Below are 25,192 nucleotides of genomic sequence, written 5' to 3' on the forward strand. Positions count from 1 at the left end.
ATGAAAACGGAGCTGCACGTACCAAGTGATTTGAAGTTTTTAACAATTGTTGAAAGCTGGCTTCTGGGATGTTTGGAAGTCGAACTGACCGACTCGGTGGATTGGCCTCGTCAATCGAATCGCTTGCGATTGGCTTTGGTGGAAGCATACTCGAACGTGGTGCGTCATGCTCATAAGGAGCAACCAAATTTGCCCGTGCTAATTCGCCTAGAGTTAAAAAATCGGGATATTGCTCTAGAAATTTGGGATCACGGTCAGGGATTTGACTTATCAACTTATCTCCCGCCCAACCCTGATGATAAACAGGAAAGCGGTTATGGGTGGCTGATTATGAACAGGTTAATGGATCGGGTAGAGTATCGCTTACAAGTAAACGGTCGCAACTGTTTGAAGTTAGAAGCGAGTTTGCCAGAAGCCACAAAAGCATAGCACGTTGGGATTGATGGTCTTTTATCCCATCAGGGTGCCCAAAAGTTAGATTCATCAGTCTTCAATAGAGCTTTCCCGATTAAGCTAGATAGCCTGGGTTTCTCAACTGTTACAGGCAATTCAGCTAGGCTAGCCTGGGCGATCTGGAGTTAATATTAATAATTTCAAACACAAATTATTAATAAGTAGACGGACTTAATTATTTGTAGGATGGGTAGAGGGTAAGATTTGTAGCTTGGGTAGAGCTTAAAGGCTCAACCCAACGCCTCCCTTGTTTTGGTTGGGTTACTCTCCCTTGAAGGCTAAAGCCTTACGGCATGAACGCGCCTACGTTCCCAAGGTTCAACCTACATAAAATTTTTAGTTTAATTAGGTCTACCTACTTAATTACTAATAATAATTGATTAAAACAAATTTGAATTAAATATTTGATTAGGTAGATATTTTTTAAACGAACTGCCAAAGACAAGCGAAAAAGAGAAAGAAGAGGATTTTATAGCAATCATTTTCATGAATAATTTAGGATTGCTATAAAAATCCTAAAAGGATTGCTATATTACCGATTATCCATTACCTAAGCCAAGCGATCGCAGTTCAAATCGATTGTTATATAGCAGTCCAAAATGATTCTTGAAGTCGAGATCCCCGACTTCTCCAAGAAGTCGAGATCCCCGACTTCTCCAAGAAGTCGGGGATCTGAAGGGCTAGATAGCGTCAAGGGAAATTCAATTCCAGAACCAAGTTCTAATGCTGCTCTCATGTTGCTTTAAGATTTTAGCTAAATACAATCACCATAATAAAGTCTTGATGGCGTGGTGATGTTTCGCTAAGTCAGCTTACCTAAAAATTGGAAAAAAACTATGAATTGGAAAGTATTTTGCGCGATCGCTAGTTTGACCCTGACTGCTAGCCTAACTGCTTGTTCCAGCACTCCTGCCAGCAACAATCAGGCTGCTCCTGGTGCTTCTCCTGCTGCCGATAGCAGTCAGCCTGGTGATGCCATGATGAAAAAAGATGGCGATGCCATGATGAAAAAAGATGACGCCATGATGAAAAAAGATGGCGATGCCATGATGAAAAAAGATGACGCCATGATGAAAAAAGATGGCGATGCCATGATGAAAGAAGGTAAAGCCATGATGAATAAAGGCAACGCCATGCTAAAAACCGATACCAACGCCATGATGAAAAAAGAAAGCGAAGGCATGGTGAAAAAAGGTGAGGGCATGATGAAAAAAGGTGAGGGCATGATGAAAAATGATGCTGCCATGCTCAAACAGGGTGACGCGATGATCAAACAAGGTGATGCGATGATGCAAGCATCCAAGACCAGCAAGCCCTAGTAGCACTCTACCCATTTTTTCCAATAGTAACTAGGGGAGAGTGTTTGATGGACAAGAACTTGCTACGGCGACGCCAGTTACTTTGGTATTTTGGGTTGGGAGTTGTGGGAGCGGGTTTAGCAACGACAACCCTCAAAAGTTCCAGAAAAACCGATACCTCTACCTTGTTGACTTCTACGAGAAGCGCTGCGTCAACTCCCGATGCTGTTGCTGCCTTACCTACAGCGGATAAGGCTTTACCTGAGTTTCAGGGAATTAGTCAGTGGATTAATTCTGATCCTGTGAAAACTTCAGACCTCAAAGGCAAAGTTGTGCTGGTGCAGTTCTGGACTTTTGCTTGCATCAACTGCCAGCGCACCCTACCGTATATTACCCGTTGGCATCAGGAATATGCAGCTCAAGGACTCAAGGTAATTGGCATTCATACGCCTGAGTTTCCCTTTGAACGGGATGCAAACAATGTCAAAAGAGCGCTAAAGCAACACAAAATCGCTTATCCGGTTCCCCTAGATAACGAGTTCAAAACCTGGAACGCTTACAACAACCAATATTGGCCTCACCTATTTTTGGCAGATCGTCAGGGTTTTGGGCGCTACGACCATATTGGGGAAGGCGCTTATGAGGAAACTGAACAGACTATTCGCCAACTATTAGGGTAGATCGATGAGTGTTTCTACCCTATCGATTGGTCTTGCCTTGCTGGGGGGAATTTTGACCGTGCTTTCACCCTGCGTGTTGCCGATTCTGCCAGTGCTGTTGGGGCGATCGCTCTTTTCACATCGCTACGGTCCCGTTGCTTTAATGGCTGGATTGATAGCGGGTTTTGCGGTAGCGGGTAGTTTACTGGGGGTGACGGCAAGCTGGTTTGCCGGATTAGCTAGCGTACTACGCAATGTAGCGATCGCTTTACTCCTAGTCATGGGTGTGCTATCTATTTTCCCCCAATGGAGTTACCGCCTGTTTGCTTACTTACATCTGGGCAATTGGATGCCAGAACCCGCACGGGTAGGATTATTCGGAGAATTCTGGCTGGGAACCCAGTTGGGTCTGCTTTGGACTCCCTGTGCGGGACCAGTTCTGGCTAGTATTCTAGTTTTGGCGGCTGTCAAACATCAGGTTGCAGGTTCCTTTGCGATGCTGGTTGCCTATGGTGTAGGGGCGGCGTTACCGCTGCTGGCGATCGCTTACGGAGGTCGCTATCTCAGCCGCAAATTGCTAAGCTTACGCTCCTATAGTACAGTTTTGCAGCGAGTGGGTGGCGTATTGGTGGCAGCGGGTGCGATCGCTATTCTCCTTGGTTGGGATGTACAGGTACAGCTTTGGCTAGCCCCTCTATTTCCACCTCTACCCCTATAAAATCATTCAAAAAATCCTAACTGATTAATATCTATGACTTCTTCTACTCCCGCCCGAACTCCAACTCGTCGCCTACCAAATCAAGCAATTCTTGCCAAGATATTTCATTGGATTAATATCATTAGCTTGCTATTCATGATTACCAGCGGACTCCAAATTTACAATGCGAATCCAGTTTTTGGTGGACGTAGTGGTTGGCATTTTCCGCCTTTGTTTGTACTAGGTGGTTGGCTAGGTGGAGGTAGACATTGGCATTTTGCTGCCATGTGGCTATTTGCGTTAAATTTGCTTTGGTATGGATTATATATTTTTATCACCAAGCGTTGGAAGCGTCGATTTATTGGTTCCAATGACCTGAAAGCGCTGCAAGTAAGTCAGAACCCAAAACGCCAGACTTATGCATGGCATCGATTAGTTTATACTGCTATTATTCCTATCTTACTGCTTGCCATACTGAGCGGTCTTGGGATGTATAAGCCAGCACAATTTCATTGGATTGTTGATATATTTGGTAGTTGGCAGGCACTGCGGGTAGTTCACTTTATGACAGTACCGACGGTGGTGATTTTTGCGATCGCCCACTCCTTACTGGGGCTAAAAGTAGGAGGTTCCCGTCTGCTCGAATCAATGTTTTGGTAAAGTATTTTATGCATCCGATTCAAGTTCCCCGTCGCCTATTAACCCGCCGCCAACTGATTCAGTTATCTGGAATTTCTGGCATGGGTTTACTTCTGAGTAGTTGCGGTTCAAGTCTTTTTGAAGACATCGCCGGTAAAACCTTTGAACCCCTCAACCAAAGTGTTGAAACTTTACTATTAAACCCTCAAAAGCCTGTTCCTGAATTTCCTGCCAGTGCAATTCAGCCAGATGCGCTGCTAATCAATACGTTTGACTTAACCCCACAAATTGACCCGGAAAAGTTTAGTTTAACGATTGACGGTGATGTTAACAACCCGCTGCAATTAAGCATGGCAGATATTCAAAAAATGCCCCTAACTTCGATGACAATTCGCCATATTTGCGTCGAGGGTTGGGCGGCAATTGTACAATGGGGTGGTATACGCTTGCAGGATTTAGTGGCTTTGGTGCAACCGAAAGCAAATGTCCGCTACGTTTACTTTAAGTCTGCTGATGGCTACTACGAAAGCTGGGATATTGCTTCAGCCCTGCATCCCCAAACCTTAATGGCTTATCAAAAAAATGGTCAACCTTTATCAGTTGATAATGGTGCGCCTCTACGGTTGGCTTCACCAATTAAACTTGGCTACAAGCAGAGTAAGTGGGTGACTCACATTATGCTAGTCAGCAATTTGTCACCCGCTAAGGGTTATTGGGAAGACCAAGGTTATGAGTGGTTTGGGGGGCTGTAGGCAAGCTTGATTATTTTAAAAGGCTTAGCGTCGTAAATTTAGTAACTCTTGAGGAGATGCCAAAAGTTTGATTTTGGTGTAGACAATTTCCTGCTTTTGGTTGAGGATAAATATCCAAGAGACATTGACTCCAAAAACGGGAGTCTGGACTTTACCGCTAACCTGAATCTGCGTGTCACCATCCTCTAAAGTTGCGCTAATTCCTTCACGGGGAGAGAGAGTCATTCCCTTGGCTTCTGCTTGCAGGTAGGATGCGATCGCATCATGCCCCACAATGGGCGACTCAAACGGGGGATTCATTGCCCCATCCTCTGCAAACAAAGCAGCAGTTGCCTCAAAGTCGCCTGCATTCATCGTTTCAAAATAGCGTAGCACGACAGGCTCTGTTATTCCGGCAATTGTCAGCTCGGTGGTGGATTCAGATTCGGAAGTTAAAAGTAGGTCGTCAGCTGGTGTCATGGCATTTCCGGCAAATCACACCGATCAATATTAAACAAAAAAGCAGGTTTACACCTGCGCTTATGGAGGGATTCTTCAGAAATTTCCCGGTTTTGCGCCTTGACTGGTTTCAATATTGATTTACAAACTTTAATTAAACTTTCCCAAACCGAAATCCGAGAAACTATAATGATTCGGGTCAGATGCGATCGCGCGTTGCGCTGACTTGCCAGTTCGCCATCGTTGCCTGTGAAAGTACCCGTCAGTAGTAGCGAAGTGAAACAAAAAGCCTTGGAATTGGGATTCCACAAGGCGGGAATCGCGGCTGTAGATGGGGCAGAGGTGGAAGTACAGCGGTTGCAGGCGTGGCTGGCACAAGGCTATCAGGCGGATATGGAATGGATGGCGAATCCTAAGCGGCAAGATATCCATCTAGTAATGCCAGAAGTGCGATCGCTAATTTGTATTGCCCTCAACTATTACACGCCTCACCAGCGTCCGAATGGCAGCGAATACGCCAAAATCTCCCGCTATGGCTGGGGACGGGATTATCACAAAATTCTCCATAAAAAGCTGAAAGCACTCACCACTTGGCTGCAAGAGCAGGGAGAAGGCATCTCTGCGCGTTACTATGCTGATACTGGCCCCGTGCAAGATAAAGTTTGGGCACAGCAAGCTGGAATTGGCTGGATTGCCAAGAATGGAAATGTCATTACGCGAGAGTATGGTTCTTGGGTATTTTTAGGGGAAGTATTGACCAACCTCGACTTAACGCCTGACTTGCCCCATACTGAACACTGTGGCACTTGTACTCGTTGTATAGATGCTTGTCCCACGGGTGCAATTACCCAGCCCTTTGTCGTAGACGCCAATCGGTGCATCGCTTACCACACAATTGAGAATCGGGCTGAAAAGTTACCAGATGCGCTAAGCGAAGCGATGCCGTTAGCGAAGCGGGACGGAGTACAGGCTATTCCATCTCCGATGCAAGGCTGGGTTGCCGGTTGCGATATCTGCCAGGATGTTTGCCCTTGGAATCAGCGTTTTTCTCAGCCTACGGATGTTGCCGAGTTTCAGCCTTATTCTGGAAATGTAGCTCCGATTCTGACCGAATTAGCGGAAATTTCCGATGAAGAGTGGGATCGTCGGTTTCCCGCCTCAGCGCTACGGCGGATAAAACCGGAGATGTTGCGGCGCAATGCTAGGGCAAATTTGGATTCAAATGCTTCACCTGATGCATGAAATAGTGTGAGCAAGTAGGCACTACACTAGACAAAATTCATCCCAAGTTGAGATACACCCAAAACGATGACCCTAAAAGTCATAATTTTTGATTTTGATGGCACAATTGCTGATAGCCTCGATGCCGTCGTGAATATTACTAATCGTTTAGCTGTAGAATTCGGATATCAGCCAGCCAGTCTAGAAGATATCGAAAAGATTAAAAATTTAAGTTCTAGAGAAATTATTCAATTCTCTGGCGTTTCCATCTTTAAATTACCATTTTTACTTAGGAAAGTTAGAATAAGATTAAATAATCAGATTCAAGATTTAAAACCTTTCCCAGGGATTAAAGAAACTTTTACCGAGCTTAAAGCTCAAGGTAATCAATTAGGAATTATCACGTCTAACTCTAAAGAGAATGTTACGCTTTTTTTGAAGGAGAATAATTTTATAGAATTATTTGATTTTATTTATTCAGCCCCAACAATTTTTGGAAAGCACAAAGTAATTAATAATTTTTCAAAGAAACAAAATATTCAAATTAGTGATATGGTTTATGTTGGAGATGAAACAAGAGATATCGAAGCGGCAAGAAAAAGTCGGATAAAAGTAATTTCAGTCAGTTGGGGTTTTAATTCAAAAGAAGTTTTAGCCAAACATCACCCAGATTTTTTGATTGACAAACCTAGCGAACTGTTAGAAGTTATAGGAAGCTTACAAAAACAGCCATTGTAAAGATGGATGCGGCTCTCTAAAGTTATTGTTAGGACACGCCGCTCTGCTGTCCTAGTATTAGATAAATACTGACTAGCCTATTACCTTACAGATAGCTTTGAGAACTTGTAGTAATTGGATTAAACGCTCAGAATCAATCAAGTTCAACTCTGGCATTAGCAGATAAGTCGGGGGATTTCCCCGCTGGATATACACCCATTGATATCGCAGTCCATTTGTTGTCAACCCCCAAACTGATGTTTGATGTTCTAAACTTTTATAGGCATAGGTAAGCAGTTGAGGTAAACCAGTGAAAGCCTCAACCTGACTATTTTTAGCTTCAATTACCAAAACCCAAAAAGATACGTTAGCTGTTGTCTGGGGAGTTTTATTGACTGCTAAAATATCAAACCGTCCTGTAATGATGGTGTCTTCATCGGTGATATTGATATCTGCGATGTTTTCTTCTAAGGTAATCTGAATAGGGTAGCGATAGAAGCCAGCTAATCGCAGTAATGGAGCAACGGTAAGAAGCTTTACCTGTCCTTCTGAAACTTTTCCTGCTGTCAGGTATCGCTCAAAGTCATTCCGAATTTGCACAAGTTCCTGCTGCTCAAACTCTGTTAGTGGTTCTAGAGATAATAAGGGTGTGAAGGAGCCGTTGTACTGTTTATGGAAGCCGAAAAGACGATGAATATCATCTAGAGATAAATTGCGGGCATTGAGAGTTGTCATGCTTTTATTTCAGGTAATTAACTAACAAGAGGGAATTGCGATGCCAGTCTGCGGATCGAAGAAATGGATTTTCTCAGGCATCAGCGATAACCACAAGCGATCGCCTATTCGCACCGCTTTGTCTGGTGGAATCCGTACTTGTAAGGAATACGCGATCGCTGACTCCAGCAAAGTGACAGATAAATAAGTTTCGTTACCTAGTGCTTCCACCAAATCTACTCGCACCTGTAGATTTTTGGGGGCGGGAACGCCAATGATTAAGTGTTCGGGACGGATGCCTAAAGTCAGGGATTGCCCATCGTATTTTTGCAGTGCTGACGCCCAAATATCGGGGAGAGTGAGCCGAAATTGAGAATGGGTAATAAGTAGCGGTGCTTTCACCTGCACCGGCAAAAAATTCATTGGCGGCGAACCAATGAATTCTGCGACAAAACGGTTGGCTGGGTGGTTGTAAAGTTCCAACGGTGCAGCGATTTGCTGGATTTTCCCGTGATTCATCACAGCAATGCGATCGCCCATTGTCATCGCTTCCGTTTGGTCATGGGTGACGTAAATGGTTGTTGTGCCAAGCTGTCGCTGCAATTTAACAATTTGGGCGCGAGTTTCTGCCCGAAGTTTGGCATCTAAGTTTGAGAGGGGTTCATCCATTAAAAATACTTGAGGATTGCGAGCGATCGCTCGTCCCAATGCGACTCGTTGCTTTTGTCCTCCCGATAGTTGTTTTGGCAACCTGTTTAAGAGCGGCTCAATTTGCAACAATTGAGCAACCGTTCGCACCTGCTCATTAATCGCTTTTTCTCGCGCAGGCAGATAGCGAAGACCTTTTGGAAGCGATCGCGTCATTTCCACTAACAGATTCTCCGCCCAAATGGGCAAGGAGGACTGTGGGTTGAGTGCAGGATGCCCCTCCTCTGCGCCCCCACTCCTCTGCGCCCCCACTCCTGTACGCCCCGTGCGCCGCAGTCCAAAGGCAATATTGTCATACACCGTCATGTGGGGATAGAGGGCGTAGTTTTGAAACACCATTGCGATGTCTCGTTCCTTTGGCGGCAAATCGTTCACTAGAGTGTCCCCCACCCGGATATTGCCCCCCGTCAATTCTTCCAGCCCCGCAATCAGCCGCAACAGCGTACTTTTGCCACAACCGGAAGGACCAACCAACACCATAAACTCGCCATCTTGCACCGTCAGGTTAATCCGTCGCAAGACATTCGTAGCTCCAGATGGAGGCGAAGGTTTATCATCTACAACCAGGGACCCGTCATCCACTGGCGTCAGCAGAGGTTCTGGCGCGATCGCTGCGACAACTTCCCCTTGACGAGCGGAAAAGCTTTTGTAAACGTTTTCTATAACAACTTGTGCCACGGCTATTAATACCCACTACTGAATCTATTTTCAATCACTGACTTGCAGCACAACACTCTCAGGAGAATCTGAGAACCAAAGCAATAGGGAATTTTGTGATGGAAAAGAATTAATTGCAGGACTTACGCAAAGCTTATACATATAGCGTTCTTGTCGGTTCAATCCCCCTGTGGTTGCCCTCATAGATGTGGTGATGTGCGGCGAGTCCTGAATTGCTCCGAGTTCGGGATTCATCGCCCTTTCCCATAAACCCCGAACCCCGAACTACGAACAAAGGACGACAGTAATAATTTTTTCGTCCGGGTTGAGTTCGATCAAGCGATCGCCCGTCCCATCTTTACCCCGCAACTGCATCGAATCCACCGGCATTTGCACGGGCTTTCGCTGGGCGCTTGTCAGCAAGATTATCTTCGACTTTGCTGGAGCCGCGACCATCGCTGCCATAGCATCGGTTTTGCTTGTAAAATGCAGTGACTGAGTGCCAAGATCGCCGAGATTTGCCAGTCGGATCGTACTCATCGGCAGGCGTTTGGCATACCCCAACTGGGAAACGATTAAAATGTTTTCATCATCACCCAGCGTTAAAGCTCCTACCAGTTGCTCGGAACGCCGCAGCCGCATCGCCTGCACCCCCATCGTCGTGCGTCCCATCAAGGGTAGATGGTCATCGTTGACTTGAAGCCGCAGCAAACGCCCACCCCCAGTCGCCAAGACGAGCTGTTCGCCGGTTCTAGCCAGATTGACGTACTTTAACCGATCGTCTTCTTTCAGCTTCATGAGCGTGATGCCGCGACTGGTGAGGTTAGCCAGTTCTACCAGAGGCAGGCGCTTGATTCTCCCCTGTTCGCTAAGCAAAATTAAATCGGCACTTTGCGGATCTTCAGGCAGGAAAAAGTTGGAGACAATCGTTTCTGCCGCAGTTTGAGCTGAGTTGGACAGCAAGCCAATCAGCGGCGTTCCCCGCGATTGCTTCCCGGTTGCTGGAATCTCACCAACCTTGATAGGGTAAGCTTTGCCGCCGCTGCTGACTACCACTAACTCGGCTTGGGTGCAAGTGTGCTGAGTTTTGACGACAAAATCATCCGGACGACTGCCGCCATCGCCTTTCCCAGACGCGGATTTATTCCCATTTTTAGGTAAGCGCCGGACATATCCGCGCTGGGTAAACTCCAGAACTGCCTCTTCTTCTAAGTGCCCAGGAGTGAGGAGTGCGGGTTGAGTAGAGTTTTTGGCTTCTGACTTGTGAGTTTTGCCTTTTGAGTCTGGTTTTTTTTCTGGTGGCTGAGTCTTTAATTCTTTCGCCCCAGTCAGGATCTTGCTGCGACGCGGATCGGTAAATTTGCGTTTGAGCGATCGCAAATCTTTTTTCAAAGCTTTTAGGAGTTCGCCGCGATCGCTCAGCAGGAGTTGCAACAGATGAATTCTCTCTGACAACTCCTTAAACTCAGCTTGTAAATTTTGCCGTTCCAAGCCAGTGAGGCGTCGCAGGGGCATTGACAAAATAGCATCCGCCTGAACCTCACTGATATTCAACCGTTCTTGTAGCCTTAACTTGGCGGTGCTACCATCAGGAGCATTCCGGAGAATTTCAATCACCGCATCCAACTCGGTTAAAGACGCCAGCAACCCTTCCACAACGTGAATGCGTCGTTCTGCCTCACCCAATTCGTAGGTATACTGCCGAGTCAGCGTCTGTTCTCGGAACTTGAGAAATTCCTCCAACAGCTGGCGCAACGTGAGCTGACGCGGTTGCCCATCTACCAACGCCAACAGGATCGCGCCAAAATTGGTACACAGCGCTGTTTGTCTATAGAGTTGATCGAGGACATGGTGAGGATTGGTGTCTCGTTTCAGTTCCACCACCACGCGCATTCCTTCGCGATCGCTTTCATCCCGTAGATCCGCGATCCCTTCGATTCGACCCTGATTGACCAGTTCCGCTACCTTCTCAATCCAACCCGCCTTATTCACCTGGAAAGGCAATTCCGTCACCACAATTGCCGTCCGCTTGTGTCGTCCCCGACTTGCCGCGATTTCCTCAATCTTGGCGACTCCCCGCACGGTGATGCTACCGCGACCCGTGTTGTAAGCTTCCCGAATTCCCTCTGTCCCGACAATTTCGCCTCCCGTGGGGAAATCTGGCCCCGGAACTAGCTTCCATAGCTTCTCGTCTGGGAGATCGGGTCGCTCGATCAGGGCAATTAAACCATCCACCACCTCACCCAAGTTGTGCGGCGGCACATTCGTTGCCATGCCGACGGCAATTCCAGCGCACCCGTTGAGTAACAACACTGGCAGCTGAGCTGGCAGTACGGTTGGTTCCTGTTGGGAATTGTCAAAGTTGCCGATGAAGTCAACTGTGGCTTCGCCAATTTCACTCAGAAGCGCTTCATGACTAATTGCAGCCAGTCGCGTTTCCGTGTAACGCATCGCCGCAGGTGGGTCATTATCCACCGACCCAAAGTTGCCATGACCGCCGAGGAGGGGATAGCGGCTGGAAAATTCTTGCACCAGACGCACTAAGGCGTCATAAACCGCCTGGTCGCCATGTGGGTGATATTTGCCCAAAACATCCCCAACCACCCTAGCGCACTTGCGGTAGGGGCGGTCTGGCGTCAGTCCGAGTTCGTGCATCGCATACAAGATGCGCCGATGCACCGGCTTTAAACCGTCGCGGACATCGGGTAATGCACGCCCGACGATCACACTCATGGCATATTCAAGATAAGACCGTTGCATCTCCGCGTGTAAAGGCGTGGGGATGATCTGTCCGGTTGCCAAAAGGTTCAGTTGTTTCGCCATGAGTTTTATTCCCTATTTCCTGAAAACGTAAAATTTTTTTGCATCTGGAGATTGATGACCGATAGCGTCACAAATGGCAACGTGACAAAGAACCTTTCACAGTAGTATGGAACCGCAGCTATGACCACGACTCTTCCAAAGAGCGCCATTGAAAGGAAAAACTTGATGAAAACCGTTTTGATTGTAGAAGACGATCCGATTAATGCTCGGGTTTTTTCTAAGATTCTGAGCAAGCGGGGCGGTTTGGCAGTTAAGCATACCGAAAACGTGGAAGAGGTAATGCAAATTGCCCAATCCGGTGAGGCTGACATTATTTTGATGGATGTTTCCCTGGCACATAGTGTTTACCAGGGTAAGTCGGTTGACGGCATAAAAATCACGCAGATGTTGAAGGCTGACCCGCAAACTGCTAGTTTGCCTATTATCCTGGTTACGGCTCACGCGATGGAGGGCGATCGCGAAAATTTCCTCAAACAGAGTGGTGCCGATGGCTATATTTCTAAACCAGTTGTCGATCATCAACTGTTTGTGGAGCAAATCAAGGCATTGTTGCCACAATAATACTTTTATGTTGCAGGCATAGGGCGGGCTTTTACCGCCCTGAGTTGAAATCAAGGTCTTCCATTTCTATTGTGAAGGCTCTCTGGTGGCTGCTTGCCTTTCAGCTTTTGCCCTCTTGTGTTGCCACCAGTTTAGTACATTTGTATTAATTAAGGAATCCTGGGGGGTGGTTTCTTTACCTGGCGTGACTCGCATCCCCCGACAACTCCGGCAAACCTACAGGAGGGACGATCTGGCGTTAATCCCACGAACTGGGATTTAAACTGTCGCGGACTTTGGTAAGGCACGAGGGCGCGATCGCGCTCATGGCATATTCAAGGGCATCTTCAAAATATGACGGTTGCATCTTTGCGTGTAATCCTGTCTAGAAAAACTGTCCAGTCGAAAGTCGGTTCAGTTGTTTTGCCATAAGTTCTATTTCCATTTATTGACAACAGAAAAATTGCATATTGCGATTGATGACAAATTAGGCGATAAATGCCAACGTAAGAAAGAATTTTTCATAATAGGCTTGAACCAAAAAGCCACGACCACGACTCTGCAAAAAAACGCTATTGAAGGGAAAAACTCGATGAAAACCGTTTTGATTGTAGAAGACGAGCCGATTAATGTTCGGGTTTTTTCTAAAATCCTGACAAAGCGAGCCGGTTTGCAAGTCAAACATACTGAAAATGTAGAAGAAGTAATTCAAATTGCCCAATCTAAGGAGGCTGACATTATTTTGATGGATGTTTCCTTAACAAACAGTTTTTACCAAGGTAAATCAGTGGATGGCATAAAAATCACCCAAATATTAAAAGCTGACCCCCAAACTGCCAATCTACCGATTATTCTGGTGACAGCTAATGCAATGGAAGGCGATCGCGAAAATTTCCTCCAGCAAAGTGGTGCCGATGAATACATTTCTAAACCAGTTGTCGATCATCAACTGTTTGTGGATAAAATTCTGGCACTGATACAACAAAAGTAGTTTTGATGTTAATCGTGCGGTGCAAACTTCATGCAGGTGAGTTGCTTTCGCTCTTGCTTCAAAACCTTTTGTGACGGCTGTCTCCAAGACTTGAGTATCTCAGGTTCTGTCTTTGGTTAGGTAAAACCTAGTTTAGTACACTTGTATTATTTCAGAAATAGTAGATGGGTGGCAATTTTTAAGGACTGACCAATCGTGCCCCATGTTAGAGTGCGATCGCGAAGCGCCGACCTGTCGGGCAAGCGTAACGTCTGGGCTTTCTTCGCTGTTTGTTCCCCATGAATGCCTCAATGATGCGACCTTTGTTGGCGCTGCCGCAAGCAGTTAGCGCGAGTAATACTGACTCGCGCCTACGTCTAGGTGCGATTATGCTGAATAAGTTAAAAATTTTGACCCAATAAGGAGTCAAACTCCGCCCGTAATGCCTTTATATCGGCAACTCTTGCGACTACCAAATTCTCTTTGCCAGCATCCTTAAGGCGCTTGTTCCAATATTGGATATTGTCAGAATTATTCAGCCAAAAGTCTATGATCGTATCCAAAACCTCTTCTAAATTCCAGCCTCGCTTGGGTGGAACCGTTTCGACTGATTCCAGAAAAGCATCCAGCGTGCATTTAGGGCTTCCTAAGTATTCGGCTCTATGTGGCTCTGCTTGAATAATTTCCTGTTGATGGTTGAAGAAATAAAGAATGGGAGATACCCCTAAAATTTCAAAGGTATAGTTCATAGCAGTCTCCTCAATATTTTCTTTCTTGCTGAATCCTACCAATTGTTAAAGAATAGTATGGTCACATTGCTAACATCTTTGGCATCCCGCTGAAGTAAATCTATACAATGTTTGCTAAGCGAGAAATATCCGCCAAAAGAAGTGTGCAGCCTGAACTTAGGGGTATGCCTTTCGGTAAAATTTACATCAGGATGACCAATTCAAAAAACAGGGATGCTATTTTTAACAATTTTTTTTAATTGGATTACAAATTTTTGCATGAGAAGTCAACGGCTGGCTTAAACCGTTCCAATCTTGGTGCATCGTGGAAGTCATCGCCATAACCGCCTTATTCAGCACCTATCTCGGCATCTGGCTGCAACAAACTTCTCTGAAATTCGCCCCCGCCGGAATTGCCCAAACGCTAAGTTCTACTAGCCCTTTGTTTATTTTACCTCTAGCGATTTGGATGGGTAATGTTGTCAGTTTTCGAGCTATCTTAGGCGTTTTAGTTGCACTAGGCGGTGTCGCGGTGCTATTTAGCCTCCGGTAGGAATAGGTGTTTGGTTGGGAAGCGATCGCTACTTTCTGGGTATAGAATGGCTCAAGCGATCACTTTAGCTGTCTTTGCCAGTATCTACAATTGACATCTGGCTACAACAGAGTTTCGCCAAATACATCGCTGTACTATTTTGCTTTAGTAGAGCATTAATTTAAGAAAGAAACTAATTGATGGAGTTAGAGATGTTTGGTGGTAATTGGACAACTGACAAATTGGAACGTGTACGCAAATACCTCAAAGCATATACAACAATTATGAGGAATCAGAAGTTCAAGCAATATATGTACATAGATGCCTTTGCAGGAACTGGATGGCTAACGCTTAAGCAGAATGAGCAATCAGAACAGCAATCACAATTATCGCTATTCACCGGGACTTTTGAAGAAGAATCAAAGAAAAACTTACAAGGTTCTGCACGAATTGCGCTTCAAGTCAATCCCGAATTTACAAAATATATCTTTGTGGAAAGAGATAAAAAAAGATTTGAAGAGCTAGAAACCTTAAAACTGGACTTTCCCAACAGAGATATTTTATTAAAGAATTCAGATGCAAACTTGTTTATCAGAGAAATTTGTGATAGCCAGAATTGGCTTGAAAAAAGTGAGCGTGCTGTTTTATTTTTAGATCCTTATGGGATGCAAGTTCCTTGGCAGACAGTTGAAGCTATTGCCCGAACACAAGCTATTGATCTCTGGTATCTTTTTCCAATAGGTATAGCACTCAATAGACTTCTTAAAAAAGACGGCAAAATTAATGATTCATGCCGCAAGAAAATAGATATAATAATTGGTACAGACGATTGGTACAACTTGTTTTATGCAGAAGAAAGAAGAGTAGGATTATTTGGAGAAGAAACAGTCATAGTGAAAAAGGCAAATTTTGATTCGTTAAAAAGTTATTTTATTGAACGCTTAAAGACTATATTTGCGGGAGTTGCAGATAATCCAAGACTTTTATTTACTTCTAAGAATAACCCTCTATATCTTCTATGTTTTGCATCTAGCAATCAACGGGGAACACCGACCGCCATTAAAATCGCTCAAGATATATTGAGGAGAGAATAAATGAACACAAAATCACATATTGAATGGACTGAGGTTACTTGGAATCCTCTAACAGGCTGTACAAAGATAAGTCCTGGGTGCAGTCACTGTTACGCTGAGAGAATGGCGTTGCGTCTTCAAGCAATGGGGCAACCCAATTATAAAAATGGTTTTAAGGTCACATTACATGAACATACATTGGAGTTGCCAGTACACTGGAAGAAGCCGAGAACTATATTTGTAAACTCAATGAGTGATTTATTTCATAGGGATGTGTCCATTGAGTTTATTAGGAAAGTTTTTGAAGTGATGCAAAAAGCTCATTGGCATCGTTTTCAAATTTTAACTAAAAGATCAGAGCGACTTATAGAAATAAGCGATGAACTCCCTTGGATGCCTAATATTTGGATGGGAGTGAGTGTTGAAAATCAGAACTACATATTTCGGATCGATCACCTGCGTCAAAGTGGAGCAAAAATCAAGTTTCTCTCTCTTGAACCCCTTTTAGGACCATTACATGACCTCAATTTGACAGGAATAGATTGGGTCATTGTCGGAGGTGAGTCGGGACCCAAAGCTAGACATATAGACCCAGCATGGGTTATTGATATCCGCGATCAATGTCAAAAGGCTGAAGTGCCTTTCTTTTTCAAACAATGGGGCGGAACTAATAAAAAGAAAGCTGGGCGATTACTTGAAGACCGGACATGGGATGAAATGCCTATCACTCAGCAAATCGTAAGGGATTCTAAGCAGCACTTTGAGTCGGCTATCAGACCAGAGCCACCTAAAATGGTTCTCACTTAAACTTCGCTCGCACTCTCCCCTTAACTTAAATCAAACCGCTGCTTTAGCCGCAAAGCGTCCTGTATTCCGGATAGCATCTAGAAATGCATAGACGGCTGGAGTATGAAGGGCATTTGCTAGAAGCGCTACCCCAATTACCCGCTCTAGAGGTGCTGGCAAGCTGCACACGCGCACCCCAGCGGGTACAGGTTCGGCAGCCAGACGAGGGAGAATTGCCGCCCCTAAACCTTGGGAAACCATGCTGACGATGGTGGAGTCTTCTTTAATTTCATAAGCAATGTTGAGCGGGTATTCTGCAATTGACAAATATTTGCGAATCCACTCATTGCAGGGAATGCCAGAACTAATAATTAAAGGATAAGTGGCTAACTGCTTCCAGGTAATTTTGGCACTTCTTAAATTAGTTTTTGGCGGGAGTAGGAGAACATAATCATCCCGCAAAATTTCCCAAGTTTCAAATTCATGTGCCTGCAGGTAAATAGATAAAGCCAATATCGGCATAACCTGCACGCAAAGCATCTCCTACACGCGAGTAGTCATCACCATCAACGATGCTCACAGTAATATTGGGGAAGCAACTGCGAAATCGAGCGATCGCTGTTGGGAGAATATGAGTCGCCACACTCCGAAAACAGGCAACCCGCACGTTTCCACCCTGTAAGCCTTTTTCTAAATTGGCTTCCTTCTCCATTGCTTCTAAAAGTTGTAGCAATTTACGACCATGAGCCGTAACTCCCTCTCCGACTGGGGTGAGACGCGCTCCATAACGACCGCGAGCCAGTAATACGACTCCCAATTCTTCTTCAAGACTCGCTATCGCATGACTGACTGCTGACTGCGATACCTCCAACTGCAAGGCTGATAAGCTGAAGTTGCCGTAGTCTGCCACTGCGACTAAAGCACGAATCTGGGAAAGCTTCATCCGGCTTCTATTGATTTCATTCATGGCGGTTATGCAAGCGGTGTATGCATTGTCGCAAACCCAGTTAAATCATTTCATCTTTATATATGAATTTTATTCATAGAAGCTATGCAAATATTGCTTTGTCTATCAAATAACCAAAAGTTACATTTAATTTGTCAGCGAATTTAGGTTGTGCAATCTAGAATTTTTGGTTGGCTTGGTCGGTATTTTCCAGGTTTTTCTCTAGTTCCACATCACCCATTCAGGTGATTCTACTGGAGGAAGTAACCTTCTAATCTTCAACTGTACTCTGAAATTAATATTCATCAGTTGCGGCGGAATCAATGCCGAGAACCTTGCTAAGCAAATAAGTTTGTCAAGCGTACTTTTGTGCAGCACAATCCGAAATTCATTCTACCTTGAATCCGAAGAGATTTATTATGAAAACTTCAGAAAATTGTTTTGATAGAGAAAGGCTAGAAGCTCTTTACATTCAAGAGGAGCAGCCTGTCAAGGAAACCAAAGTATTTTCTATTCTGAATAGTATTTGGCAGCATTTAGTTACATTCTTTACTAAGGAGCCAGAACTAAAAGTTTGGAAGCGTTCCGACCGCTTTGGGAATATCTGGTGGGAAGCCTACGATCCTTTCAGCGGCAGCTCTGCAACTTTTGGTTGTGAAGTTGATATGCTGGAATGGATTGAAAGAAGGTACCACAGAAACAATAATTCAATGTTTTGAAATAAGACAAAACATTAGAATCAGGGAGCTTAAAGTTAGCTTTAGCTCAACTGGATATTGATTTTAAACCGTTGAAATGGGTGTAGATACGCGAAATAGTTATCTAGATTAGCTTGCTCACTAAAGTGAGCAAGTTTCTCATCTGTCATCAGCATTCTTCTTGCGAAGTATCTTCGATCTCCTTATCGCTTAACCGCTAAGGTCAATCCATCTGCTATGGGAACAAGACTCAGAGAAACCCGTTCATCATGGTGTAATTTTTGATTAAAAGCTCGAATTGCCTGGGTGCTGTTATCCTGAACTTGAGGATCGGCAACTCGTCCACTCCACAAAACATTATCAATTGCAATCAAGCCACCGGGACGAAGTAGCTGGAGCGATCGCTCATAATACCCGTCATAATTGCCCTTATCGGCATCAATGAAGGCAAAGTCAAACGGTTCTGCTTGTCCTTGTGCCAACAATTGATCTAGCGTTTCCAGCGCCGGTGCTAATCGCAGATCGATCTTGTCCGCCACGCCAGCTTCCTGCCAATAGCGCCGCGCTACCGAGGTGAACTCTTCACTGACATCGCAAGCAATAATCTTGCCATCTGGGGGAAGTGCCAAAGCCACGCACAAAGAACTGTAGCCAGTAAAGACACCCACTTCCAGCGTTTTCTTTGCCCCCATTAGCTGAACCAACAGCGCCATAAATTGCCCTTGTTCTGGGGAAATCTGCATCATTGCGTAGGGATGATTTGCAGTTTCTTCCCGCAGACGGCGCAGAATCTCTGGTTCTCGCAACGATGAAGAAAGTAGGTAATCGTAAAGCTGGTCATCTAAGCCAAGGGTCTTTTTTGACATGATGGATTTAGAACTCGAAGAACGCACACAGCCTATCCTATCGTTCCGGCTGCGATCCGTAGGAAATAGAGGAGAAGTTAAACGCTATGCTGCGAATTATTTTGATAGTGATTTTGCTGGGACTGCTGACAGCTTGCGGCGTTGGTGTAGCAGCACCAAGTGGTCAACTGGTGCAGAAAGCGATCGCGCTTCAAGTCAGTCAAACCCAAAAGCAGCTGAGTCAGCAGTTATTCCAGCAACCCTCCAGCTTTGAAATCGCTCAAATACGAGTTACTCACGAGGAACCTTTATTGATTCAAAAGTTACCCGCCTACCACATCCAAGGCACCTACAACTTTACCCTGCAACGTCCCAGCCATCAGATAACTCAACAACAAAACCACTTTGATGTCTACTTGCAACGCCAAATCGAAGGCAAAACTTGGCGTCTGGCGATTCCTCGATCTACTAGCACAAACACTGAACCGACTTGGCGCACTTGGTTGATTCAATAAACCAATTTTGAGCCATTAATATTTAATAAATTTCTATTATCCTGTCCCATCGTTTTCTTTCTTTCCTTTGCGTTCTTTGCGTCTTTGCGGTTTAAAAATCAAGCCTCATGTGAAAGTTGCCAAACTAGCACAAATCGCTCTATTGCCACAGCTATCACCAGCCAGGATTGAGGCAATTCCTCGACAGCAGAGATGACTGAGATGTATTTCAACTTTATTGGTTTCAGCGTGGGACTGGTGGTTTTGGTGCTGGTGGCTTTTGGCGTATTGCAAGGGGTAAATGTGCCAGCGGGTAACTTTATCGATTGGGTAATTGGTGCGGCGAGTTTTTGGTGGCTGCTGGTGATTGTGACAGTTCCGTGGAATATCCATTTTGACGCTAAAGAAGTCATCGCAGAAGCAGCACTGTCAACAGAAAAAGGAATTGCGATTGACGAGAAGCAAGTTAAGTATGCCAAAGTTATCGCAAATCGGTCATTTTGGGTAGCGATCGCCCTCCATTTTCTCTCTGCTGCCGGTCTTTATACTCTAGCCGCAACGGGCATCAGTGCCGTTGGATACGTCAGTTCCGGTGCCGCTTTACTATTAACGGCTTTGCGTCCCGCCGTGCGAACCTACGAATATTTAGCCGCCCGCTTGTCGATGATTCGCCAAGAATTCCAGTATCCCCGCCAAGATATTTGGGAACTCCGCAATCGCTTTGATAATTTAGAGTCTGCCGTCAGGCAATTAGAAGCGCAAATGAATCCTGAAGAAGCATACTCTTTTGTCGCCACTCAACAGCGCTCATTCGATGAGACTCGCAAAGAATTAGCCCGCCTGAATGCCACAATCGAAGAACTGCGAGCCACAAACCAAGGCGATCACGAGCGCTTATCCAGAGAAGCGAAAAATGCGATCGCTCAACTTACAGCAGACGGACAATTTCTCGACCACGTCCGCGAAATTATCCGCTTTTTCAAAACCGCTTAATCAGGACTGAGGACTGAGGACTGAGGAGTAAGGACTGAGGACTGAGGAGTAAGGACTGAGGACTGAGGAGTAAGGACTGAGGACTGAGGACTGAGGACTGAGGACTAAGTAGAAGAAAGTGAAAAGTGAAACTCTAAGAGAGTAGGAGCGCTGAAAGACTATCCAAAACTCCTGAAACCCTTGAAAAAGCGTAGGGAATGGTAGAGCGATAGCGAAACCCAACAAACTGCACCAGTGCTGGGTTGAGTTCACGAAACCCAGCCTACACATCTGTTGCCTCTCCCCTCCTCAGAGCGCTGAAAGACTATCCAAAACTCCTGAAACCCTTGAAAAAGCGTAGGGAATGGTAGAGCGATAGCGAAACCCAACAAACTGCACCAGTGCTGGGTTGAGTTCACGAAACCCAGCCTACACATCTGTTGTTGCCTCTCCCCTCCTCAGTCCTCACTCCTCTTCCCTCAGTCCTCAGTCCTCACTCCTCTTCCCTCACTCCTCTTCCCTCACTCCTCTTCCCTCATCCCTCTTCCCTCAGTCCTCAGTCCTCTTCCCTCAGTCCTCTTCCCTCACTCCTTACAATAATCCCGCTGACTCATACAGCCTTCTGAGAGTTGCCTCAATCTTGGTGCCGTACTGCGGATCTGCCGCCCACCGTCCACTCAACTGAGAAATCAGCGGCGCGACGCCCCGCGTCACAAAGCGAAAGCGCGGATCAACCAGTTCCTGCACCAAAGGCTCCAAACTCGCGTAAGCTTTCAAGTGTTGGATATGGGCGCGGACGCCAATTCTGGCGCTGGGGAAGGTCGCGCTCTCAGAAGCACCGCCGATCGATCCCAAAGCGGCAAAATTATTTTGACTGGGCTTAATATCGCCCCCGAAGCGCAAAAAGCCGGTTTCAACACACATTTGACAGAAGGCAATGTCATAGTTGACGCCCTCGATTGTGGCTTCTTCCCGGTAAAGTTTGGGTAAGTCGGGAAACTGGGCAAGAGCATTCTCATTATTGGCTTTGAGGAACATAATCAGCTGTACCTCAGAGGTATTGCCATATCCCATAATCCGGTCTAGTTGACCGGGGCAGATGGGTAAAATGGAGCGCAAAGACACGGTGCGGGTGGCGTTGTCCCAAGCAACGGAGATATTAAAGCTTCGCAGTTCGATGGCTTTGACATAGACAACACCTTGGTAGGGCACGCGGCGGACTGAGGTGTTATTTGTCAAGTCAATCGAGAGCCTGTCCACTAGGTCGATGGGAATGTAGGCGTTGCTATTGATGAGAACGCCCTTCTCCCCGTAGACCTGGTTGTTAATGTTGATATTGATGGGAGGATAGGTGGGGGAAGTGCCAGGATCGGGGCTAGGACCACCGCCTCGGCTCCAAGATGCCAATCCGTCTGCAATTCCTAATGCGATGTCGCGGCGGCGATTCTGAATTAAGAATCGGTCATCCGGGTTAGTGAGATAGCCAACTTCCATCAGCAGGGAGGGAATGAAAGTGTCGCGGCAGAAGCTCAAACGTCCGACGCCGGTGGCGGTGTCTGGCTTGACTCCCCGGCTGGGCAGCTGGGGAACGCGGCGTAAGAGCGCCAAAAGTAGCAGTTCGGCATTCTGCTTGCGTTCCTCGTTGTTGGCAATGTAGAAGACCGTAGCGCCACGAGTCGCTGGGTTAGAATAGGCATCGGCATGGATTTCTAGCGCTACGTCGCCGCTACGAGTGCGGGCGTTGATCCAGGAAATCGACTGCGCTGAAGTCTGGTCGTCTGGGACAGAAAGAACTTCAAAACCCCGCGATCGCAGTTCTGGTACAATCTGGTCGCGCAGCAGAATCATCTCTTGAGCCTCTGTGGTGCCACCTGCCTTTCCGCCTGGATCTCCAGCACCATGACCTGCTGAAATAAAAATTCGTCCCATCTTGAAAAATTCCCCCAGCGCTAAAAGTAATCTATATTAATCAACCACGATAAGGATTTCCGGGTGCTACGGCTAGTCCAACTTGACGCTTCTTCTTTGAGAACGGAAGAGTAAATTGTTCCAGACACATATATTAATGGGTACTAAGAAGAAGAAACTGTAAGATTTTCGGTAGGGTAGAGCTGGAAATCATCAATTCATCCCCATAGATGAACAAAATCGTTGAAGTCTTACCAGATAAAACGGCGCTGATTGAGCGATCGCTCCAAGTGTGCCTCGATCAAATTCACTCTTGCATCGAACAGCGATCGCTCTGTACTATCGCCTTGTCCGGTGGCAGCACCCCCAAGCCGCTGTATGAAGCGATCGCTACCCAAAATCTGCCTTGGGATAAAATTCACATATTTTGGGGCGATGAACGCTACGTGCCGCCAGACCATCCCGATAGTAACCAAAGGATGGCGCGGAGTGCATGGCTGGATAAAGTAAATATCCCAGCCGCCAACATCCACCCCATGCCCACCGATGAAGCCGATCCAGCCGTCGCAGCGGATCGGCACGAACAACACATTAAGGAGTTTTTTCAAGTTCAACCCGGTGAATTTCCAGCCATCGATCTAATTTTGTTGGGGATGGGAGACGACGGACACACGGCTTCTCTATTTCCCCACACAGAAGCATTAAATGTACGAGATCGTCTGATTACTGTTGGCAACAAAGATGGGCAACCCCGGATCACCTTCACGGCACCCCTGATTAACCAGGCTCGCTGTGTCATATTTGTGGTTGCCGGTGCGAGTAAACGACCAGCCCTAGCTCAGGTTTTTGCCACGACATCTGACGACCAAAGCTATCCCAGTCGGTTAATCCAGCCCCAAGGAGAACTTTGGTGGCTGTTGGATGAGGCTGCGGGTCTTGAACTAAAAAGTTAAGAAGCCTCGCTATTCAGACTATATTTGAATTTTCACCTTCCACTCCCATCTCTAGGAGGGATACAGCCTGCAAGGAGGTTTTATGATTGTCTGCCCGAATTGCAATCACCAAAATCCTGATGGAGCAGCCCAGTGCGAGGCTTGCTACACCCCCTTACCCGCCACCACCGCTTGTCCCAACTGTGGCGCACCCGTTCAAACCGACGCCACCTTCTGCGGTCAGTGTGGTTCTAACCTGCGACCGAGCAGTCCAGGTGAGGTAGGAGCATCGACAGGATTAGACCCGCTCCCCAGCGTCCCTGACTTAATGGCACCCGATCCTTTAGTGGCACCCGATCCTTTAGTGGCTAGCCCTCAACCATCAATGCCCAGTTCTAGCCCGGACGTACCCGCTCCGGTGGCACCCGTTCCGGCTACAGTAGTCAGTCAGCCACCCGCACAGGAGGAGGAACAAGCAGAGGAACAAGCAAGCGTCAGTCCACCCCCAGCGGCGACTTCTGCTAGCAGCGCTCCACCTGCGATCGCAGCAACTTCCTCTGCTAGCTCAAAAACGCAGCTACAGCAGCAGAATGCTCGTCTTCTGCACATCCAAACGGATACGATGATTGAATTGCCAGCACAACTGTCGGTGATTCACATCGGCAAGCCAAATGACCAGATTCCACCTGATATCGATGTTTCAGGGTTCCCCAATTCGGAGATTGTTTCTCGGATTCATGCGGATATCCGCGTGGAGGGAGACGCCTTCTACATAGAAGACGTTGGGAGTGCTAATGGCACCTACATTAACCATAACCCCCTGCCTAGCGGCAATCGGCACCGTTTAAGAACAGGCGATCGCATTGGCTTAGGCAAAGGCGACAAGATGACATTCTTGTTCCAACTCTCTTAATCCCAGAGGCTGTTCGATGCGATCGCAAAGCCTGAAAATCATGCTGTGTCGCCTCTTGGGGTGAGGGGTCATGGCAATTGCAGACTGTTTTTTTAAGTGATAGGCTTGAGGGAAACAATTCGGCATCGGACTCAGGTTTATGTAAATTCCATTAAATAAACCTGTAAGGATGAGAAATTGGTAATCCCGTCGAATCAATTCGGGGGATACACCGACTTAACCCCCTCATGATACGATGCGATTTGTAACACCCGTGGGTGCCTTGGAACTAAAAACGCGATCCCCAGGTGGAACGAGGTCAAAAGAGTTTAGAATTCCATCTGCCCACGTTCTACCCAAAGTTCGCGGTCTGACTCCATTCATTGGGGGATTCATCTCAATTCATTGAATGGAGGAAGTCACTTCTGTTGACAGTGTTACGAGTCCCAAGCCTAGAGGCGGAAATCTTTAGAATATGTAACATCGGTGATTACCCTGACCCTGCTGCATCCTATCCAATCTATACCAGTTCAGAATTGGACTTTTGAACCCGAATCAGTAGTAATTCGGATTGGCCGGTCAACCGATAATAATGTCATTCTTTACAGTGCTGTTGTTTCTCGCCACCACGTCGAGATCCGGCGCAGTGGTTCCGATTGGGAAGTTGTTAGTATAGGTGCCAATGGCACCTATCTTGATGGAAAACGCATCGCCCAAGTGCCAGTGGTCGATGGGATGATTATTCGCCTCGCCAGCTCCGGTCCCCAAATTCAAATTCGGATTGGCTCGGCAGAAACTAAGGCAAGGCTAAATACGGTTGCGGGTAAGCAATCGGTCGCTCGAAAGTCAGAAGAGAAATCTAAAGATAAAGAGACTTTCATAGATGCCCGTTCGCTTGAAGCCGATGACAAAAATCAACCCAATGTGAAGCTGGTAGCTGCTTCGGAAAATCTTGGTAAATCTAATAAATTACCCTAGGGTTGCCAAGATTCTGTAGCGAGTCTTTACCATCGCAATTCAAGGGTTTGAAACTGTAACTTAATTTCTGCCCATATCTAGACAAAAACTCCTGATTGACCACATAATAGGGTGAATCTATT

At 46.3% G+C, this 25,192-nt stretch carries 29 protein-coding genes and 2 pseudogenes; 20 read left to right on the plus strand and 11 right to left on the minus strand.

Annotation, left to right across the window (positions count from 1 at the left end):
* Complete coding sequence (locus ACFW2W_RS26425) at positions 1–429, plus strand: ATP-binding protein (RefSeq protein WP_378184891.1); 429 nt, start codon at positions 1–3, stop codon at positions 427–429.
* Positions 430–1,003: 574 nt separating this feature from the next.
* On the opposite strand, the gene ACFW2W_RS26430 is transcribed toward ACFW2W_RS26425, so the two are convergent.
* A complete protein-coding gene (locus ACFW2W_RS26430) occupies positions 1,004–1,189 on the minus strand; it encodes a hypothetical protein (protein WP_378184893.1) in 186 nt (61 codons plus the stop codon).
* Positions 1,190–1,289: 100 nt separating this feature from the next.
* Here ACFW2W_RS26430 and ACFW2W_RS26435 point away from each other — a divergent pair, with 100 nt between their 5' ends.
* The 5 genes from ACFW2W_RS26435 to ACFW2W_RS26455 are packed head-to-tail and all read left to right on the plus strand — an operon-like array spanning position 1,290 to position 4,498.
* Positions 1,290–1,772, plus strand: coding sequence for a hypothetical protein (locus tag ACFW2W_RS26435; RefSeq protein WP_378184896.1), 483 nt, complete (start codon positions 1,290–1,292; stop codon positions 1,770–1,772).
* 47 nt (positions 1,773–1,819) lie between these two features.
* On the plus strand, positions 1,820–2,431 hold the full coding sequence (locus ACFW2W_RS26440; RefSeq protein WP_378184898.1) for a thioredoxin family protein: 612 nt from the start codon (positions 1,820–1,822) through the stop codon (positions 2,429–2,431).
* A 4-nt stretch (positions 2,432–2,435) separates the two neighbouring features.
* Positions 2,436–3,128, plus strand: coding sequence for a cytochrome c biogenesis CcdA family protein (locus ACFW2W_RS26445; protein ID WP_378184901.1), 693 nt, complete (start codon positions 2,436–2,438; stop codon positions 3,126–3,128).
* Positions 3,129–3,161: 33 nt separating this feature from the next.
* Positions 3,162–3,767: a cytochrome b/b6 domain-containing protein gene (locus ACFW2W_RS26450; protein WP_378184903.1), complete on the plus strand. Its 606-nt coding sequence runs from the start codon at positions 3,162–3,164 to the stop codon at positions 3,765–3,767.
* Positions 3,768–3,775: 8 nt separating this feature from the next.
* Positions 3,776–4,498, plus strand: coding sequence for a molybdopterin-dependent oxidoreductase (locus ACFW2W_RS26455; RefSeq protein WP_378184905.1), 723 nt, complete (start codon positions 3,776–3,778; stop codon positions 4,496–4,498).
* Between the two features lie 24 nt (positions 4,499–4,522).
* On the opposite strand, the gene ACFW2W_RS26460 is transcribed toward ACFW2W_RS26455, so the two are convergent.
* The gene (locus tag ACFW2W_RS26460) at positions 4,523–4,957 is read right to left on the minus strand and encodes a ketosteroid isomerase family protein (protein WP_378184907.1); all 435 of its coding nucleotides are present in this window, start codon (positions 4,955–4,957) and stop codon (positions 4,523–4,525) included.
* A 228-nt stretch (positions 4,958–5,185) separates the two neighbouring features.
* On the opposite strand from ACFW2W_RS26460, the gene queG reads away from it, so the two are divergent.
* Both queG and ACFW2W_RS26470 read left to right on the plus strand, forming a co-directional pair.
* Positions 5,186–6,178, plus strand: coding sequence for a tRNA epoxyqueuosine(34) reductase QueG (gene queG, locus ACFW2W_RS26465; protein WP_378184909.1), 993 nt, complete (start codon positions 5,186–5,188; stop codon positions 6,176–6,178).
* 66 nt (positions 6,179–6,244) lie between these two features.
* A complete protein-coding gene (locus ACFW2W_RS26470) occupies positions 6,245–6,895 on the plus strand; it encodes an HAD-IA family hydrolase (RefSeq protein ID WP_378184911.1) in 651 nt (216 codons plus the stop codon).
* A 72-nt stretch (positions 6,896–6,967) separates the two neighbouring features.
* On the opposite strand, the gene ACFW2W_RS26475 is transcribed toward ACFW2W_RS26470, so the two are convergent.
* Genes ACFW2W_RS26475 through ACFW2W_RS26490 form a run of 4 tightly spaced genes read right to left on the minus strand, consistent with a single transcriptional unit; the run spans position 6,968 to position 11,776 of the window.
* Entirely contained in the window at positions 6,968–7,609 is a 642-nt protein-coding gene (locus ACFW2W_RS26475; RefSeq protein WP_378184913.1) for a restriction endonuclease subunit R, read from the minus strand.
* A gap of 21 nt (positions 7,610–7,630) precedes the next feature.
* On the minus strand, positions 7,631–8,974 hold the full coding sequence (locus ACFW2W_RS26480) for an ABC transporter ATP-binding protein (RefSeq protein WP_378184915.1): 1,344 nt from the start codon (positions 8,972–8,974) through the stop codon (positions 7,631–7,633).
* A 30-nt stretch (positions 8,975–9,004) separates the two neighbouring features.
* Entirely contained in the window at positions 9,005–9,208 is a 204-nt protein-coding gene (locus ACFW2W_RS26485; RefSeq protein ID WP_378184917.1) for a hypothetical protein, read from the minus strand.
* 30 nt (positions 9,209–9,238) lie between these two features.
* Positions 9,239–11,776 (minus strand): DNA topoisomerase (ATP-hydrolyzing) subunit A, encoded by a 2,538-nt coding sequence (locus ACFW2W_RS26490; RefSeq protein WP_378184919.1) that lies wholly within the window; start codon positions 11,774–11,776, stop codon positions 9,239–9,241.
* Between the two features lie 165 nt (positions 11,777–11,941).
* On the opposite strand from ACFW2W_RS26490, the gene ACFW2W_RS26495 reads away from it, so the two are divergent.
* Entirely contained in the window at positions 11,942–12,337 is a 396-nt protein-coding gene (locus ACFW2W_RS26495; protein WP_378184981.1) for a response regulator, read from the plus strand.
* 571 nt (positions 12,338–12,908) lie between these two features.
* Positions 12,909–13,307: a response regulator gene (locus ACFW2W_RS26500; protein ID WP_378184921.1), complete on the plus strand. Its 399-nt coding sequence runs from the start codon at positions 12,909–12,911 to the stop codon at positions 13,305–13,307.
* Between the two features lie 380 nt (positions 13,308–13,687).
* On the opposite strand, the gene ACFW2W_RS26505 is transcribed toward ACFW2W_RS26500, so the two are convergent.
* Positions 13,688–14,035 (minus strand): hypothetical protein, encoded by a 348-nt coding sequence (locus ACFW2W_RS26505; protein WP_378184923.1) that lies wholly within the window; start codon positions 14,033–14,035, stop codon positions 13,688–13,690.
* A gap of 313 nt (positions 14,036–14,348) precedes the next feature.
* Between ACFW2W_RS26505 and ACFW2W_RS26510 the strand changes: the two are divergent.
* From ACFW2W_RS26510 to ACFW2W_RS26520, 3 genes and pseudogenes are all read left to right on the plus strand, one after another.
* Positions 14,349–14,567: pseudogene (locus ACFW2W_RS26510) on the plus strand (EamA family transporter); the annotation flags it as partial.
* 179 nt (positions 14,568–14,746) lie between these two features.
* Positions 14,747–15,640 carry a three-Cys-motif partner protein TcmP gene (gene tcmP, locus ACFW2W_RS26515; protein ID WP_378184925.1) on the plus strand — a complete coding sequence of 298 codons (894 nt, stop codon included), beginning with the start codon at positions 14,747–14,749 and terminating at the stop codon, positions 15,638–15,640.
* Complete coding sequence (locus ACFW2W_RS26520) at positions 15,641–16,426, plus strand: DUF5131 family protein (RefSeq protein ID WP_378184927.1); 786 nt, start codon at positions 15,641–15,643, stop codon at positions 16,424–16,426. It abuts the gene before it with no gap.
* A 30-nt stretch (positions 16,427–16,456) separates the two neighbouring features.
* On the opposite strand, the pseudogene ACFW2W_RS26525 reads toward ACFW2W_RS26520, so the two are convergent.
* A pseudogene (locus tag ACFW2W_RS26525) lies at positions 16,457–17,348 on the minus strand (LysR family transcriptional regulator).
* A gap of 422 nt (positions 17,349–17,770) precedes the next feature.
* On the opposite strand from ACFW2W_RS26525, the gene ACFW2W_RS26530 reads away from it, so the two are divergent.
* Entirely contained in the window at positions 17,771–18,070 is a 300-nt protein-coding gene (locus ACFW2W_RS26530; RefSeq protein WP_378184929.1) for a hypothetical protein, read from the plus strand.
* A gap of 182 nt (positions 18,071–18,252) precedes the next feature.
* On the opposite strand, the gene ACFW2W_RS26535 is transcribed toward ACFW2W_RS26530, so the two are convergent.
* Entirely contained in the window at positions 18,253–18,915 is a 663-nt protein-coding gene (locus tag ACFW2W_RS26535) for a class I SAM-dependent methyltransferase (RefSeq protein ID WP_378184931.1), read from the minus strand.
* 86 nt (positions 18,916–19,001) lie between these two features.
* Here ACFW2W_RS26535 and ACFW2W_RS26540 point away from each other — a divergent pair, with 86 nt between their 5' ends.
* The gene (locus tag ACFW2W_RS26540; RefSeq protein WP_378184933.1) at positions 19,002–19,409 is read left to right on the plus strand and encodes a hypothetical protein; all 408 of its coding nucleotides are present in this window, start codon (positions 19,002–19,004) and stop codon (positions 19,407–19,409) included.
* A gap of 201 nt (positions 19,410–19,610) precedes the next feature.
* On the plus strand, positions 19,611–20,381 hold the full coding sequence (locus ACFW2W_RS26545; protein WP_378184983.1) for a hypothetical protein: 771 nt from the start codon (positions 19,611–19,613) through the stop codon (positions 20,379–20,381).
* On the opposite strand, the gene ACFW2W_RS26550 is transcribed toward ACFW2W_RS26545, so the two are convergent.
* Positions 20,382–20,633, minus strand: a complete 252-nt coding sequence (locus ACFW2W_RS26550; protein ID WP_378184935.1) for a hypothetical protein — start codon at positions 20,631–20,633, stop codon at positions 20,382–20,384.
* Positions 20,634–20,800: 167 nt separating this feature from the next.
* Between ACFW2W_RS26550 and ACFW2W_RS26555 the strand changes: the two genes are divergently transcribed.
* Positions 20,801–20,986: a hypothetical protein gene (locus ACFW2W_RS26555; protein ID WP_378184937.1), complete on the plus strand. Its 186-nt coding sequence runs from the start codon at positions 20,801–20,803 to the stop codon at positions 20,984–20,986.
* Here the strand turns inward: ACFW2W_RS26555 and ACFW2W_RS26560 are convergent.
* On the minus strand, positions 20,952–22,289 hold the full coding sequence (locus tag ACFW2W_RS26560) for an N-acetylmuramoyl-L-alanine amidase (protein WP_378184939.1): 1,338 nt from the start codon (positions 22,287–22,289) through the stop codon (positions 20,952–20,954). The genes ACFW2W_RS26555 and ACFW2W_RS26560 overlap by 35 nt on opposite strands.
* Positions 22,290–22,498: 209 nt before the next feature.
* Between ACFW2W_RS26560 and pgl the strand changes: the two genes are divergently transcribed.
* The 3 genes from pgl (at position 22,499) to ACFW2W_RS26575 (ending at position 25,070) form a co-directional block, all read left to right on the plus strand.
* Positions 22,499–23,221, plus strand: coding sequence for a 6-phosphogluconolactonase (pgl, locus tag ACFW2W_RS26565; RefSeq protein ID WP_378184941.1), 723 nt, complete (start codon positions 22,499–22,501; stop codon positions 23,219–23,221).
* Positions 23,222–23,303: 82 nt separating this feature from the next.
* Positions 23,304–24,113 (plus strand): FHA domain-containing protein, encoded by an 810-nt coding sequence (locus ACFW2W_RS26570; protein WP_378184943.1) that lies wholly within the window; start codon positions 23,304–23,306, stop codon positions 24,111–24,113.
* 465 nt (positions 24,114–24,578) lie between these two features.
* Positions 24,579–25,070, plus strand: coding sequence for an FHA domain-containing protein (locus ACFW2W_RS26575; protein WP_378184945.1), 492 nt, complete (start codon positions 24,579–24,581; stop codon positions 25,068–25,070).
* Positions 25,071–25,192: the final 122 nt, after the last annotated feature.

This window comes from Coleofasciculus sp. H7-2, from assembly GCF_042747725.1.
Lineage (GTDB): Bacteria > Cyanobacteriota > Cyanobacteriia > Cyanobacteriales > FACHB-T130 > FACHB-T130.